Source organism: Marinobacter iranensis, assembly GCF_029207565.1.
Taxonomy (GTDB): Bacteria; Pseudomonadota; Gammaproteobacteria; order Pseudomonadales; family Oleiphilaceae; genus Marinobacter; species Marinobacter iranensis.
Genome location: NZ_JANCMW010000005.1, coordinates 83,059 through 97,629, shown reverse-complemented (window position 1 = coordinate 97,629; position 14,571 = coordinate 83,059). Strand labels below are relative to the sequence as shown.

The window sequence follows — 14,571 nt, the reverse complement described above, 5'->3', positions numbered from 1 at the left end:
TCCTCGTTGGTCGATTTGGTAAAGGTGCGTAGATAGCCTGTGGAACCGATTGTACCGTTGGTTACCGCCAATGCAGTGTCGCCTGACGACAAGTGTTGTGTCTTATGCCGCCACAGACATGCCCGGCTGGGTTGGGGTGCTAACGCAGGCTATCGACAAGGCGATTATTCAGGCTTTGCCAGTGGGCCAGCTTCTGCGCTTCGCCGATACGCTTGGAATCGCCGCCGGACTGATTCAGCCACAGGCCATCGCCGTTGAAACTGTAGACGGGTTCCAGGTCGGGCCGCTGGGAGGCGGGTTTGATTTCGTTGATGAGGTTGTCAAGGATGAGGGGGTCGGCATCCGGCTCGGGATACCAGGCCAACACCATATGGGCCTGGTTCAGCTCCAGGGCCTTGACGTAGACGATACGCAATTGCTCATCGGGAACGCCCATGGACTTCAGGGTAAGGTATTTGGCGATGGAGAAATCCTCGCAATCGCCGCCGTTGGTGGTCAGCAGTTCAACGGGCGTGGCCCAATAGTCCTCCTCACCCCAGTGGGCGATGTCACTGACAAACCGGACCCGGTTGAAGAAGGAATTGACGAGCCGTAACTGACGATCGACAGCGGCCCGGGAAGCCATATTGTGAAGATTTTGCCAGGTTTCAAGCCGGCCATGGGCCTCGTCACCGAATTCGGAGCGAACATAGTTCATCAGTCGTTCACTGAGCTCGAAGGCAGCCACGGTTAATGTGGTGACCATAAGTAACATGGAAAGCAGGGAGCCGCTGCGGCGAGGAATCGATGCGGCCGTCTCCATGGGCGTCCTCAGTTGTTGGTTCTCAGGCGTTCACGAAGCTGTTCCAGGCGCCGGCGGATTTCCTCCCGGCGTTGTTCGCTGGATTCTGTATTGACGGATGATGAACGTTGCTCCGTACCTGCAGGACGAATTCGCGTGCCACCGGGTTCCTGTTGCTGGCCGGATGTTTCCGTGGACGCCATGGAGAGGCCGGACCGGTCTTCGTTCTCCGGGAAGTAGAGATTTTCCAGTTTTCCGCGCCGTTCGATAATCACGCGGTTGGCGCGGACGGAGCGTAACGTGGCATCGCCCGGCAGTTCGTCGCCCACAAGGTAGGCTTCGGTATTGCTTTTGTCGTCTTCAATCAGCGCGCTGCCGGGGAAGTCGCCGGAGGCCGCCAGTACTCCCCGGAGGAACAGCCTCAGGTTGGTTTCCGGCAGGTTCTCGGTATCCGGCTCCGCTTCCGGTGCTTCTGCACCGGGTACGCCAAACAGGTCAAGTGAGGCCAGATTGACTTCCGGCTCCTGCCTGGCTTCGGTTGCAGCCATGGCTTGGTCCGATGTGGAGGCGGCATCACCGGTACCGGTTTCGTCCTGCCAGAAACGAACGCCCTGCCACGCTGTCACAGTAGCCATGGCAATGCCTGCGACGGTGGCGAGTATCAGTGGTAACCTCGAACTGGTTAAAAGCATTGAATGTCCCGAAAAGAGCAGGTGAGAGCCGGCAAAAGGCTCACAGGTTATCAGACTGCAACGATTTATTGGCAGTATAGTGTATAGAGTTATTCAGCGGTTCCATATCCTATGGTAGCCTCTCTGAATTAATTGAATAAAAAGGGATTCTGGAACATTCTCCTTCCCGCCCCGGCAACAAAGCGAGGACGATCGTGGACACAGACACAGAACTTCAGCCGCAGGATACTCCGCTGGGCCGTCTACCTTTCACGTTCGCCAAACGCAACGGTGTGATCCTGACTCGTGACGACGAAGGCGATCCGGTGATCCTGGTGCGCCCGGGCGCGGGTCATTCCGCCCTGGCGGAAGCCAACCGCATCAGCGGCGGCCGGGCACGATTTTCCACCATCGATCCCGCGCGGTTCGACTCGGCGCTGAACGCGGCCTACCAGAACGATTCCGCCGAAGCCATGCAGATGGTGGAAGGCATCGGCGATGACATGGATCTGGCATCCCTGGCGGATTCGGTACCGGAGACGGAAGACCTGCTGGAGCAGGAAGACGACGCTCCGATCATCCGGCTTATTAACGCGATCCTGACTGAGGCGGTCAAGACCAGCGCCTCGGACGTGCATATCGAAACCTATGAAACACGGCTGGTGGTTCGCTTCCGCGTGGATGGTGTGCTGCGGGAAGTGGTACAGCCCAAACGCGCACTGGCGCCGCTGCTGGTGTCGCGGATCAAGGTTATGGCCAAGCTGGATATTGCGGAAAAACGGGTTCCCCAGGATGGCCGTATTGCCTTGCGGGTTGCCGGCCGGGAAGTGGATATCCGGGTTTCAACCATGCCGTCGTCCAGCGGTGAGCGGGTGGTGCTGCGTCTTCTGGACAAGCAGGCAGGCACCATTCGCCTTGAATCCCTGGGCATGGCCGGCAATGACCTGAAAGTACTGCGCCGGCTGATTTACCGGCCTTATGGCATCCTGCTGGTTACCGGCCCAACCGGTTCCGGTAAATCGACAACGCTCTATGCATCGCTGCAGGAAATTAACGATCGCAGCCGGAACATACTCACCGTTGAGGACCCCATCGAATACAACCTGCCGGGCATCGGCCAGACCCAGGTCAACACCAAGGTGGATATGACCTTCGCCCGGGGGTTGCGGGCGATCCTGCGCCAGGACCCGGACGTGGTGATGATTGGTGAGATCCGCGACCTTGAAACCGCCGAAATCGCGGTACAGGCCAGCCTGACCGGCCACCTGGTGTTGTCGACCCTGCACACCAACACGGCCGTGGGTGCCATTACCCGGCTGATGGATATGGGTATCGAGCCGTTCCTGATTTCCTCAAGCCTGGTGGGTATTGTTGCCCAGCGACTGGTCAGGGTGCTCTGCAAGGATTGTCGCGAACCCTATACCCCAACCGAGGAACATTGCGAGTTTCTGCAGCAGGACCCGGCCAATCCGCCTACCATTTACCGAGCCAAAGGCTGTGAACACTGTAACCAACTGGGTTACCGCGGCCGAATCGGTATCTACGAGGTGGTCGAGGTCAACGAAGAAATCAGTTCATTGATACACAAACGGGCCGGGGAGCTGGATCTGGAACACGAAGCCAGGCTCCATGGCCCGAGCATACATGCCGATGGCGTTCAGAAAATACTGGATGGGGTAACCACGGTTGAAGAGGTCCTTCGCGTGACCCACCGGAGCAGGTAATCCATGCCAGCATTTGACTACAAGGCACTTGATAGCCGTGGCAAACAAAAGCAGGGCGTTATTGAGGCGGATGCACCAAGGGCGGTTCGTCAGTTATTGCGCGAACGAGGTCTGACGCCCCTGGCTGTGGAAGCCGCTTCGGAAAAGCAGACCCGCAGCAATCCACTCAGTAGCCGTGGTGGTCTTGCAACGGCGGATCTGGCGCTGGTAACCCGTCAGCTCGCTACGCTGATCCAGTCGGGCATACCCATTGAACAGGCATTGTCGGCGGCCGCGCAGCAGTCTTCCAAACCACGAATGCGCAGCATGTTGATTGCCATCCGCGCCAAGGTGATGGAGGGTTATAGCCTGGCGGACAGTCTCGGTGAGTTTCCCCGGGCGTTTCCCCGGCTCTATCGCTCCACCGTCGCGGCTGGCGAGCATGCCGGGCACCTGGACCTGGTGCTCAACCGGCTGGCGGACTATACCGAGGCCCGGCAGGAGGCACGCCAGAAGATCCAACTGGCGGCTATCTATCCGATCATTCTCAGTGTTGTTGCAATTGCCATTGTTGTGTTCCTGCTGACCTATGTGGTTCCGGACATAATCGAAGTGTTCGTCAAACAGGGCCAGGAGCTTCCGACCCTGACAGCTGCCATGCTGGCGGTGTCGGAATTTTTGGGCAGTTACGGTGTCTACCTGCTGATACTCATTATTGCCGGGCTGATGGCGTTCCGGTGGTCCTTGAAAAAGCCCGCGTTCCGGCTCCGGTTCCATAAAAGTCTGCTTAACATGCCGTTGTTTTCCGGCATGGTGCGGGGTGTGAATACGGCGCGTTATGCCAGTACGTTGAGCATCCTTACAACCAGTGGTGTTCCGCTCGTTGAGGCCATGCGCATCGCTGGTGAGGTGCTGTCCAATGACCACTTGCGCCAGGAGCTGCGGGACGCGGCGAGAAAAGTGAGCGAAGGCGGCTCACTGCACCGCTCGCTGGACCAGACGGGGTACTTCCCGCCGATGATGTTGCACATGATTGCCAGCGGTGAGGCCAGTGGCGAACTGGACAGCATGCTGGAGCGGACTGCAACGATGCAGGAGAACACCCTGCAGTCAAAAATCGCAGCCATCGTGGGCCTGTTCGAGCCCATGATGTTGCTGTTAATGGGCGTGGTTGTTCTCATTATTGTGCTGGCAATCATGCTCCCGATCCTCAACATGAGTAACCTGGTTGGTTAGGCCATGAAAGGCAAACCAGCCCCATTTCCAAACCCAGAGATAGGGACAGATGAAGAGCGAAACAATGAAACATCAAGCGGCACAAAGGGGGTTTACCCTGATCGAAATCATGGTTGTCATGGTCATCCTGGGCCTGCTGGTGGCGATTGTGGCACCGAATATCATGGGCCGTAGCGACCAGGCACGGGTGACGGTCGCCGAAACGCAGATGAGTAACATCGCAAACGCCCTGGATCTGTACCGCCTCGACAACAGCCATTACCCGTCCACCCAGCAGGGGCTTGAGGCGCTGGTGGCCAAACCCAGCGGCAGCCCGGAGCCCAGGAACTGGAACCCGGAGGGCTATCTGAACAGCGTTCCCGAGGACCCCTGGGGGGCGAAATACCAGTACGTCAATCCCGGCACCGAAGGCCCCTACGACCTCTATTCCTACGGTGCCGACGGCCGTGAAGGCGGCGAGGGTGACAACGCCGACATCAGTGTGTGGCAGGTCAGGGACTGATTGTGCACGCCAGGACACGACATTCAGGCTTCACGCTGATCGAAATTCTCGTTGTCCTGGTGGTGGTTGGTCTGCTTGCGGCGCTCGCTGTCATGACCATGGGAGGTAGCTCGCGGGAGCGTGAAATGGAGAACGAGGTACGCGAGCTCTACCTGCTGATGCAAACCGCGGCGGAGCAGGCGATCCTGAATAACACCGAACTGGGCCTGATCCTCGAAGACGAGGGTTATCGCTTTGTTGCCTGGGAAGATCGCAGTGGTGAATGGAAAGAGCCGGCCGAACACATGTTCCGGATGCGAAGTTTTCCGGAGTGGATCACGGTGACCGAGTACATTGAAAGTGACACGCCCAGGCTGGCGTCTGAAGAGGACGAGCTGAGGCCGGATGTGGTGTTCTTCTCCAGTGGTGAAACCACCCCTTTCGAACTGGAGTTCCTGGTGGGCAGGGACGATTCCCGCATGCACACCATTGCTTCCGATGGATTTTCTCCACTTGAGTGGCACCACCCGGGAAGCGAGAGGGGCGAAGACGAATGACGAAGCAGCGTGGCTTTACACTGATTGAAGTTCTGGTTGCGCTGTTGGTGTTTGGCCTTATCGCGACGGCAGCGGCTGAAGTCGGCAGCCAGTATATTTCCAGTTACGAGCGAATCCGCGACAAGACCTTTGCTGGTTGGGTGGCGGACAACCGCATCAACGAAATCAGGTTACAGGAAAGCCTTCCGGATATTTCAGAGAACTCGGATGACATCGAGTATGGGCCTTTCCGATGGCGGGTAACAACCGCTGTCCTTGGCACCGAAGACCCCTCCATCCTGCGGGTGGAGGTGACCGTGGCACGATACCGGGGAAACGAAGCCGAACCCGCCCCGATCCATACGCTGTCTGCATTCATTGGTGAGAACTGATGCCGGCACCGCTGACCATGATCACCCAACAGCCGCGACCCACCGCCCAGGCTGGCTTCACTCTTATGGAAGTACTGATCGCGGTCACCATCACCGCCGTGATCGGGCTTGGTGTATGGCAGGTATTGGGAAACGTGATTTCCTCCAGGGACAGGGTGAATGAGGTTGCCGAGCAATTCGATCAGCTGCAACGTACCATGCTTTTGTTGGAGCGGGATATTACGCAGGTTGTCAATCGTCCCGCACGGGATATCTACGGTGACTTCAACCCTGCGCTCACCAGCCGGCAAGAGGATTTTGTATTGATGCTCACACGCCAGGGCTGGCGTAACCCGCTTGGCACTCGCCGTAGCAGGCTGCAGCGGGTGGGCTGGGAATACACCGGTGACGAGTTGCACCGGCGCTACTGGACAACGGTTGATCGGGGCCAGGAAGATAACAGCCAGGACCTCCTCCTGCTGTCCGATGTGACCGATTTTACCGTGCGTTTCCTGGACGATCAGCGCAACTGGCGGGATAACTGGCCGGATGAAAACAGCATGGCGAATATGACGCAGGGTACCCGACCCGAGATCCCGCTGCCGCTGGGTATCGAAATCACCATAGAGCATGAGCGATTCGGTGAACTGGTAAGAACCTTTTCCCTTCCGGATTTCGATAACGATGTCGCCCAGGGTGTGATCAATACCGTTAACGATGCCGCGGATGATCAGGACGACGATCAGCCGTCTGATCAGGACCAGGATCAAAGCCAGGATCAGACCGGGGGAGGGGGAACCGGTGGCTGATATCCCCGTGCGAAGCAGAATGATACCCGGTCATCGCCAGGGCGGTGTGGCCCTGATCATGGTGCTGCTCGCCATGGCCCTGGTGGTCATGCTGGCCACGGGCATGACCCAGCAACAGAGCGTGCGGGTGTTCCGGGCCAGCCACTACCTTGCCCAGCAACAGGGCCACAGCGTTGCCCTGGGCGCTGAAGCCTTTGCACGTCAGATTCTGGTGCGGGACTTCGAGGACGACAAGGAAAACAACCTGATGGTGGACAGCCTGGATGAGTTCTGGGCCAAGAACGCGGCCATCCTGCCCCTGGACGACAATGGCGTGGCGGAAGTGCAGATTGACGACCTCGGCGGGAAGATCAATCTCAACGACCTGGTGCAGGGCAACGGGCAGGTGGATCCCATTACCCGCGAACGGATAAGCCGTCTGCTCCAGGTTCTGGAAATCACTACGGTCAATGTCGATGCGCTGGTTGACTGGATTGACCCTGACGACCAGACGGTCAGTGCCTATGGCGCCGAAGACGGTATGTACCTGTCTGCGGATCCGGCTTATCGGGCGGGTAATCAGCCCTTTGTTGATGTATCCGAATTGCGTCTGATCGATGGCATGACCGAGGAAGCCTACCGGGCCCTGAGGCCCCATGTGGCGGCCTTACCGGTGGCAGGGCTGGGCATCAACGTCAACACCGCCACGGCACCGGTATTGCGGTCCCTGCACGAGGAACTGACACAGGCCGAGGCAGACGCTATTCTTGAGAAGCGCCTCGAAGAGCGTTTCGAGAACATCCAGGACTTCCTGGCACTGCCGGAGTTCGCTGGCCGTGGGCTCAAGTCCACTGGGCTTGGGCTGCAAACCCGTTTCTTTGAAGTGGTGTCGCGGATTACCTACGATAACCGGGTTGCGAATCTTGTCAGTACGGTTTACCGCAGCCCCGAGGGTGAAATGCAGACTGTCAGCCGCGACACCGGGCAGAAGAACCGTATTACCAAGGAACCGTTCAGTATCTCGGAGCAATAGGGAAGGCGCCGGGACAGAAAGTCGTCGATAACAAGCACTGATAACCCGCAGGGGTTTGAAAAAGGAAACTGTTCAGAATGTCATATCGCCTCTACGTCAGACCCCGGCCTCCGTTTGCCGACCCTGACGCCAATCCGGAAGCCCAGCTGTTTAACTGGGTGCTGGTTGATGCCAGCGGAGACGCACAGGCCCGGGGAACAGCGGACCCAAGAGATGCCATTGAACAGACACTGGCGCAGAATGATCTCGAGAATGTGCTGTTGGTCGGGCTGATTCCCGGAGACGAAGCACTGTTCTGTGTCGCGGATATCCCTGCCAAACAAACGCGGTTTGTTCATCAGGCCCTGCCTTATGCCGTTGAGGAGCAGATCGCCCAGGATATTGAGAGCGTTCATCTGGCCCTGGGTAACCGGACGGAAAAGGGCTTCCGGGTTGCCGCCATAGACCACGGACAAATGGCGGAATGGGTTGTCATGTTCAGTGGCTGGGAACACCTCAAACTGGAAGCCATTTACCCGGATGCCGGCTTGCTTCCACTCACCGAAGTCGGGTGGTCGATCTGCCTGGATGGCGAATCGGCCATGCTCGCCAGCGATCAGGGGGAGTGGCTCAGTGTCCACGCCCGTAACCTTGCAATGTTTGCCCAGACACTGGCACTGCCGCCGTCGGACGACGTTGTCGCAGAAGTACCGGTGACGGTTTACGGCACTGGACAGGAGTTCGAGCACCAGCAGTCGGATCTGGCGGAACTCAAGGCATCGGGGCGCCTCGTGGTCAGGGAAGAAACCCTGGAGTTGATGCCCCTGGAGCTGCTGGCTCATTCTCATCACCACCACCTTTGCCAGCCGATCAACCTGTGCCAGGGTGCTTACAGCATCCGTTCTGGTAAATCCAGTGCACTCGGGGCCTGGAAACCATTGGTCGCGGTGGCCTGCGTCTGGTTCGTGATCCAGATCGGTGTTGAAGTGGGCCTGGGGTTCTATCACCAGCAGAAGGCCGATGAGATCCGGGAACAGGCGATGGCAGTTTATCGGCAGGCGTTTCCCAATGACGCCAGGACCCACGCCGGTAACGTGCGCAGGGTTGTGGAAGGCCAGCTACGCCAGCTCCAGGCCGAAGGGCCGAATGCCAGTTTTATCACGCTGATGAAATACACCGGTGAACAGTACTCCAGAATTCCCGATTCAGGTTCCGTCACGTTCAATTCGGTGAATTACAGCCGGAATCGTGGAGAGCTTGTGGTGGACGTGCGGGCAGACAGTTACGACAAACTCAGTACCTTAAGGAACGGCCTGACCACTCGCGGACTGGAAGCCCAGATTGGTTCGGTCGTCAATGAACCAGGTGGCGCTCGTGGTCGCCTGACGGTTTCAGGAGGATAGCGTCATGTGGAACAGGATCAAGGAACAGCCTGCTGTCGGCAAACTGATTGCCCAGTATGACCAGTTGCCGCGCAGGGATCAGCAGGCGTTGGCCGTTCTTGCAGTGGCGGTTCTTCTGGGTATCCTTTACTTCGGGATCTGGCGCCCCGCCACGAGCTTTCATGATAATGCCGCAGCTGCGCGGGAGAATGCCACGGAACTGCTGGCCTGGCTGGAAGCGAACCGCCAGTCGCTGGAGCGGCTGTCCAGCGCGGGCGCCGGGCAGGGCAGCGCTGGCGCTGATACTCCGGAGGATGGGCGTGCACTGATGGCACTGGTAACGCGCAGCGCCAGTGAAGCAGGCCTCTCTCTCCAGCGTTTTGAACCCAGCGGGGAAGATGCCATTCGGGTCTGGCTGGAAGGGGCCCGCTTCACGGAGGTGGCCAGCTGGCTGGAGCAACTTAACACCGGGCACGGTGTTCTGATAGACCAGGCGTCCATGGATCGACAAAACGATCCGGGCATTGTATCCGTACGTCTAACCCTGACGATCTGAGGCAGATACTGGAGAGCATGTGATGAATGACGGCACAGACAACAAGAACAATCCGGAGCCGGCGATTGTCCGTCTTGATGCGAGCGCCCGCAATGAGGCGATATCCATACTGGTCCATGCCTACCGGGATGAACCGACATTCCAGTACCTGTTCGATCACCGCCGCCCCGGTTACGAACAGCGTGTTCGGGCGACAGTCAGGGAACTGATCGACCTCTACCTGGAGCTGGACCAGGACGCCATTGGAGTCCTGGCCAATGACACGCTGGTTGCCGTTGCCTTTATTGGCGAGCCTGAACTCAGGCTCAACCTTGCCGAACAGATAAGCTGGCGCATTCGCATGGTGTTGACCGCCGGTTTCGCATGCACCCGGCGCTACCTGGATTACCATGAGAAAATCCGGGAAATGCTGCCGCAACCATTGGCCCACCAGTTGCCGTTGATGGGAGTGAACCCGAACTACCAGAATAAGGGATACGGACGATTGCTGCTTTCCACCGTCGAAAAGCTCTGCGCCGAGAACCCCCGGGGCAGTGGTCTGGTTCTCGACACTGGCAATAGCCGCTATCTCCCGTTCTATGAATCTGAAGGGTTCCGTAGCCTGGGTACCATCCGCCTGGGCGACTTTGAGGATCACGTATTGTTCCGTGAGGTCCGCCCCGGTGAAGAGGCGGCAGCTCCGGGTTGACCGAACAGGCTGTCTAAAACTACAGGAGACGCTGTGTCTGACAAACAGGATTTTGATCTGATTATCATTGGTGCCGGGTCCGGCGGAGTCCGGCTGGCACGCATGTCGGCTGCCAGGGGCGCCCGTGTGGCTGTGGTGGAATCGCGCTATCTTGGTGGTACCTGTGTCAATGTTGGCTGCGTGCCCAAGAAACTGTTTGTGTATGGCGCCCACGCCGGTGAAGACATTGAGGATGCGGCAGGGTACGGCTGGAACGTGCCGGGTGATCAGGTCAGTTTCGATTGGACCAGGCTGGTTGCCAACAAGAACGCCGAGATTGAACGGCTAAACGGTATCTACGGGCGTATGCTCGACAATGCCGGTGTTACCGTTATCCGGGGGACGGCTTCACTGACCGACGCACATACCGTGGTCGTCGGGGACCAGGTGTATACCGCAAAACACATCACGGTTGCCACTGGAAGCTGGCCGGTGATTCCGGATGTACCTGGCAAGGAGTGCGTTCTCACCTCGAACGAGATGTTCTATCTGCCACAACTGCCGAGGCAGGCCGTAGTCTGGGGTGGTGGCTATATTGCCGTTGAGTTTGCGGGGATCCTCGCCGGGTTGGGCGTGGAAACCACCTTGCTGTATCGGGGCGATCTGTTCCTGCGTGGCTTCGATGACGATGTTCGCAAGTTCACCGCCGAGGAAATACGCAAGAAAGGTGTCAACCTGCGCTTTGGGGTCAACATTGAATCCATTGAAAGCGATGATACCCGCTACAACGTTAACCTGACCGATGGCACGCGGCTGAATACCGGGCTGGTGATGGCAGCAACTGGTCGCAGGGCCCTGGTGGATGGGCTGGGCCTTGAAGAACTTGGCGTCCAGCTCAGCGCATCCGGTCATGTGGTTGTTGATGACCATTTCCAGACCGCAGTTCCTTCCATAACCGCCTTGGGGGATGTGATCGGCACACCACAACTGACACCGGTAGCGCTCGCCCAGGGGATGGTACTGTCCAATCGCCTGTTTGGTGATGGTAAGGGGGACATGGATTACACCTGTATTCCCACGGCTGTTTTCTGCCAGCCCAATATCGGAACGGTGGGCCTGACCGAGGCCCAGGCGCGGGAGGCCGGCCACACGCTGCGAATCTACCGTTCGGAATTCAAGCCCATGAAACATACCCTGAGCGGGCGGGATGAGCGGTCATTGATGAAGCTGGTGGTGGATGACGCATCAGACCGGGTTCTGGGGGCGCATATGGTCGGGCCGGACGCCGGGGAAATTACCCAGGGCATTGCGGTTGCCCTGAAAGCCGGTGCCACCAAGGCGCAGTTCGACAGCACCATTGGTATTCATCCGACTTCCGCGGAAGAGTTCGTGACCATGCGGGAGCCGGTGGCTTAGTTCGCTGCTTCTGTTGAGCCGCTGGTTACACCCGTATCCAGCGGCTGAGTACCGCCCTCAGGTTCTCCTTTCTCACTGGCTTGGCCAGATAATCATTCATGCCCGCCTCGCGGCAACTGGATTCGGTTCCCGGTAGGGCGTCCGCCGTGAGTGCAATGATAGGGGTTCCGCCCTGGCCGTTGCTTTGCTCCCATTCCCGGATACAGCGGGTGGTTTCATAGCCATCCATAACCGGCATCTGGCAGTCCATCAGGATAACGTCGTAGCCGGTATGGTTGTTTTGCACCAGTTGCAGGGCCTCCTCGCCATTGGCCGCTGAGTCGGTACTGAAGCCCAGCCGTTTGAGCAGGGCCGTGGCAACCCGCTGGTTCACAACATTGTCCTCCACCACCAGGGCGCGGGCATTTTCGCTGCTGGTTTTAATGGGTCCCTGATTGTTTGTTTCAGGATGTTCAGACGGCGCCGCCAGCTCAAAAGGCAGCTCGAAGCGGAACGATGATCCTTTGCCAATATCCGTTTCAACCTTGACGTGCCCACCCATCAACTCAACCAATCGTTGGACCAGGGAGAGCCCCATTCCGGTGCCACCGTAGCGACGGGCGTCTCCGGTTTCGAGCTGTTCGAACGAGTTGAAGATGTCGTGAATGCGTTCGACCGGGATGCCGCAGCCTGAATCGCTGACGGTGCAGTTAAGCACCATGCAGTTTTCCTCCAGGGAAAACCAGCCAGCGTGGATTTTTATAAAGCCGTCACCGGTGAACTTGATGGCATTGTCGATAAGGCCGGCAAGGATCTGGCGCAGCCTTGGCGAATCCCCCAGAACAATCGGGTGGTCCGGCCATTCCCCGATAAACTGGGTAGACAGCGCCAGCCCCTGTTGCTCGGCAATGTGGCGGTAACTGGCGGTGCAGTTTGCAATCAGTTCCTTCAGATCAAACTCCCGGTTATCCAGTTCCAGCGTGCCCCGATCAATATGGGAGTAATCCAGTATGTCGTTGATGACCGTCAGCAAGTCTTCGGTCGACTGGCGTGCTGTCTGCAGGTAATCCTTTTGCCGGGCACTCAGGGTTTCTTCGGTGACCAGCTCAATCATCCCCAGAACGCCATTGAGGGGAGTCCGTAGTTCGTGGCTCATGGTGGCGAGAAATTCGGACTTCGCACGATTTGCCTGTTCCGCCCTCTCCCGTGCCTTTTCGGACGAAGCCAGTGTTTCATCCCTGGATGCCTTCAGGCTCCTGAGGTGTCTGGACAGGTCGTTAAGGCTCTCTTCCAACTCCCTGATCTCACGGGCAGTGCCGGTGCTGCTGACCGGAACGTCCTCGTATTCGCGGTTTGTCAGCTTTGACACCCGGCGGGACAGGGCGTGGATCGGTGAAATGATGCTGTTCAGGGAATGGTTGACGATTAACAGGGTAAACAGCAGCAATGAAAACCCGACCGCTAACGATGTCCACAGGATGTCCTGTCGGCGGGCAGCAAGTTGAGCCTTGTTGACACCTACCTCAACCGTACCAACACGCAGGGCACCAGTCCCGAACCCGTAGTTTGGCTCGAACCATTCGGTCTGGCGATCTTCGCCCAGGTCGAGCGGCTGCTGCAGGATTTCAGACTCGAAAACATCGAAAGTGTCCTCGGCACTGATATCACCCGGATCGTCCGTGGATACGAACCCCACCTCGTCACCCACCACGTTGGAGACCCGAATCCACTGGGCACGGCTTCGGCGCAGCGATTGCGACAGAATCTGTTCAAGGGCAACGGTGTTCCCGGAAACAACCGCGTACTCGACGGCCGGCGCCAGGCTGTCTGCAAGCATCTGGCTGCTATCCGCTAGATCCTTGCGGGCGTCGTCCAGGCGCGCAGAGGTAAAGAACACCATCAGTACCACGAACATCACAATCGCCGGCGCTGCGCCCAATAGCAGCAATTTTCTGGTGAGAGGAGCCGGCCTGCCCATGCGCTTACTCATCAGTAGCCTCCTCGGGATCGGCAAGCCGTTCTCTCACAGAGTCGATAATTTCCTGGCGGTCAGGTAGCGGAATATTCAGGGAACGTGCAACCTGCTGGTTGAGTTCGATCCTGAACGTATCGGGGTAGGCGGGCGTTGGAAATCGCCCTTGAGCCCGGTAGTGCTCAACGTACTCGGCTGCCAGGGAGGCAATCTCGGTCAATGGTGTGTAGGTGGATGCCAGGGAGCCTGCCTTCACATAAGCCTGACTCGGCCCTATGACAATCCGGTTACGCCGGTACGCCGTCAGCAGGATATGTTTGATGGTGCGGGGGTTGTAAATGCTGTTGTCCGGCGCGGCAAGAATAAAGTCGCCGTAGTTGAGGGCATGGATGAGCGTTGGTATCAGATCTTCATCGGAGCTTACAACAAATACCCGGCCATTGAGCCCGTAAGCGGGGAGTTTTTCTATCAGCGACTCGTAAAGCTCTGCTGTGTCCGGGCGGGCAAGCATCGCCACATGAGTGGCGTGAGGTAAAATAACCTGGCCGGTTATAGCCTGCCTGATCAGTGGTGGGTTATACAGGACAGCTGACACCGAACCTTCTGAGCGTTCGGCATAGCCGTCGATAAACGACTGATCCACGAGCAGTGCCAGGATAGGAACGTTGCGATTTTCCTGCCGGACCCGGGTAAAGGCCTCCGGGCCGAGTGTTATGACCGGAGTGGTGCTGTCCTGGGACGTTTGCCCGCTACTGAACGAGCGGATAGTGGTGGTGCTGCCCAGCGTGCTTTCAAGCAGGGACAGCATACGACGGTTAAGCGCGGAGTTCTCGGAGCCGGCCAGATAAACCAGGGACCCTGCGGTCGATTGTGCGGCGACGGGTTGAACAGACAGAGCAACGAACATGAACAGGGCAATGGTCAGCGGAACCCACCGGCTTGCGTAGTTGCCTGGCCTTATCCGCGATCTTGTTTCGTTCGTTGGTTTCATACCGTCCGGGGTCTGGAATCGTCCGTGTG

Annotated in this window: 15 protein-coding genes; 11 read left to right on the top strand and 4 right to left on the bottom strand. The window is 58.2% G+C overall.

Annotated features, from left to right (window positions below; all coding sequences use genetic code 11):
* Positions 1-139 precede the first annotated feature (139 nt).
* Both NLU14_RS09945 and NLU14_RS09940 read right to left on the bottom strand, forming a co-directional pair.
* Positions 140-802: a transglutaminase-like cysteine peptidase gene (locus tag NLU14_RS09945; RefSeq protein WP_275706085.1), complete on the bottom strand. Its 663-nt coding sequence runs from the start codon at positions 800-802 to the stop codon at positions 140-142.
* A gap of 8 nt (positions 803-810) precedes the next feature.
* A complete protein-coding gene (locus NLU14_RS09940) occupies positions 811-1,473 on the bottom strand; it encodes a type II secretion system protein N (RefSeq protein WP_275706084.1) in 663 nt (220 codons plus the stop codon).
* 194 nt (positions 1,474-1,667) lie between these two features.
* Here NLU14_RS09940 and gspE point away from each other — a divergent pair, with 194 nt between their 5' ends.
* The 11 genes from gspE (at position 1,668) to gorA (ending at position 11,600) form a co-directional block, all read left to right on the top strand.
* Positions 1,668-3,176, top strand: a complete 1,509-nt coding sequence (gspE, locus tag NLU14_RS09935; RefSeq protein ID WP_275706083.1) for a type II secretion system ATPase GspE — start codon at positions 1,668-1,670, stop codon at positions 3,174-3,176.
* Between the two features lie 3 nt (positions 3,177-3,179).
* A complete protein-coding gene (gspF, locus tag NLU14_RS09930; RefSeq protein ID WP_275706082.1) occupies positions 3,180-4,391 on the top strand; it encodes a type II secretion system inner membrane protein GspF in 1,212 nt (403 codons plus the stop codon).
* A gap of 64 nt (positions 4,392-4,455) precedes the next feature.
* A complete protein-coding gene (gene gspG, locus NLU14_RS09925; RefSeq protein WP_275706081.1) occupies positions 4,456-4,893 on the top strand; it encodes a type II secretion system major pseudopilin GspG in 438 nt (145 codons plus the stop codon).
* Positions 4,890-5,429 (top strand): type II secretion system minor pseudopilin GspH, encoded by a 540-nt coding sequence (gene gspH, locus NLU14_RS09920; RefSeq protein WP_420845057.1) that lies wholly within the window; start codon positions 4,890-4,892, stop codon positions 5,427-5,429. The genes gspG and gspH overlap by 4 nt, the downstream gene beginning before the upstream one ends.
* Positions 5,426-5,800 carry a type II secretion system minor pseudopilin GspI gene (gene gspI / locus NLU14_RS09915; RefSeq protein ID WP_275706079.1) on the top strand — a complete coding sequence of 125 codons (375 nt, stop codon included), beginning with the start codon at positions 5,426-5,428 and terminating at the stop codon, positions 5,798-5,800. The genes gspH and gspI overlap by 4 nt, the downstream gene beginning before the upstream one ends.
* A complete protein-coding gene (gene gspJ, locus NLU14_RS09910; RefSeq protein WP_275706078.1) occupies positions 5,800-6,588 on the top strand; it encodes a type II secretion system minor pseudopilin GspJ in 789 nt (262 codons plus the stop codon). Before gspI ends, gspJ begins: the two co-directional genes overlap by 1 nt.
* On the top strand, positions 6,581-7,600 hold the full coding sequence (gene gspK / locus NLU14_RS09905; protein ID WP_275706077.1) for a type II secretion system minor pseudopilin GspK: 1,020 nt from the start codon (positions 6,581-6,583) through the stop codon (positions 7,598-7,600). Before gspJ ends, gspK begins: the two co-directional genes overlap by 8 nt.
* 77 nt (positions 7,601-7,677) lie before the next feature.
* Positions 7,678-8,982 (top strand): type II secretion system protein GspL, encoded by a 1,305-nt coding sequence (gspL, locus tag NLU14_RS09900; protein WP_275706076.1) that lies wholly within the window; start codon positions 7,678-7,680, stop codon positions 8,980-8,982.
* Positions 8,983-8,986: 4 nt separating this feature from the next.
* Complete coding sequence (locus NLU14_RS09895; protein WP_275706075.1) at positions 8,987-9,517, top strand: type II secretion system protein M; 531 nt, start codon at positions 8,987-8,989, stop codon at positions 9,515-9,517.
* Positions 9,518-9,539: 22 nt separating this feature from the next.
* Positions 9,540-10,205: a GNAT family N-acetyltransferase gene (locus NLU14_RS09890; RefSeq protein WP_275706074.1), complete on the top strand. Its 666-nt coding sequence runs from the start codon at positions 9,540-9,542 to the stop codon at positions 10,203-10,205.
* A gap of 33 nt (positions 10,206-10,238) precedes the next feature.
* Positions 10,239-11,600: a glutathione-disulfide reductase gene (gene gorA, locus NLU14_RS09885; protein WP_275706073.1), complete on the top strand. Its 1,362-nt coding sequence runs from the start codon at positions 10,239-10,241 to the stop codon at positions 11,598-11,600.
* A gap of 25 nt (positions 11,601-11,625) precedes the next feature.
* Here the strand turns inward: gorA and NLU14_RS09880 are convergent, their stop codons facing one another.
* Together NLU14_RS09880 and NLU14_RS09875 are read right to left on the bottom strand one after the other, a co-directional pair.
* Positions 11,626-13,569: a HAMP domain-containing hybrid sensor histidine kinase/response regulator gene (locus NLU14_RS09880; RefSeq protein WP_275706072.1), complete on the bottom strand. Its 1,944-nt coding sequence runs from the start codon at positions 13,567-13,569 to the stop codon at positions 11,626-11,628.
* Positions 13,562-14,542, bottom strand: a complete 981-nt coding sequence (locus tag NLU14_RS09875; RefSeq protein WP_275706071.1) for an ABC transporter substrate-binding protein — start codon at positions 14,540-14,542, stop codon at positions 13,562-13,564. The genes NLU14_RS09880 and NLU14_RS09875 overlap by 8 nt, the downstream gene beginning before the upstream one ends.
* Positions 14,543-14,571: the final 29 nt, after the last annotated feature.